We start from the raw sequence: 519 nt of genomic DNA, 5'->3' as shown, positions 1-519 counted from the left end.
GTTGCCGGATAGCTTTCGGCATCTGCAAACACGGCTGCTGAAGCGCCCGGGAGGTGACCGCGAGATGGTGGATATCCTTGCGCTGGTATTACTCCATGATGAACAACAGGTTGAACGTGCAGTTGTCAAGGCACTGGAAGCCGGTGAACCCTCGAAACAACACGTCTTGAACTGCCTTAGTCGGCTGCAGGAGCCCTGCAGGCCCAAGCGCCTACAGGCGCCGCTCGCCCTGAAATTGGTAACAGAGCCGAGAGCGAATACTGCCCGCTATGACCAACTACGGAGGGCGGGCCATGAACGCTGATGCCATGGTAAGCACTCTAAAGGCGATGAAATTACATGGCATGGCGGATGCTGTCGCGACGCTCGCCGAGCAAGCATCGCCAGCCTACCACCAATCCATGCCGGTGCTGAAAATGTTACTGGAAGCTGAATCTTCAGAGAGGGATGTGCGCTCCATCAACTATCAGATGAAGGTCGCGAAGTTCCCAGCCTACAAGGATCTATCCGGCTTCAATT

Annotated in this window: 1 protein-coding gene and 1 pseudogene; both read left to right on the top strand. The window is 55.7% G+C overall.

The features are described 5' to 3' along the window. Positions 1-304 (top strand): annotated as a pseudogene (locus Q5Y71_RS17155) (IS21 family transposase); the annotation flags it as partial. Beyond that, positions 294-519: ATP-binding protein (locus tag Q5Y71_RS17150; RefSeq protein ID WP_306043286.1), on the top strand; the 226-nt coding region annotated here is incomplete at its 3' end. The pseudogene Q5Y71_RS17155 and the gene Q5Y71_RS17150, both read left to right, overlap by 11 nt.

The sequence above is a fragment of the Microbulbifer sp. 2205BS26-8 genome (genome assembly GCF_030731025.1).
GTDB classification, from domain to species: Bacteria; Pseudomonadota; Gammaproteobacteria; order Pseudomonadales; family Cellvibrionaceae; genus Microbulbifer; species Microbulbifer spongiae.
Note: the sequence above shows the minus strand (reverse complement) of the source record. Positions and strands in the feature narration are given on the sequence as shown.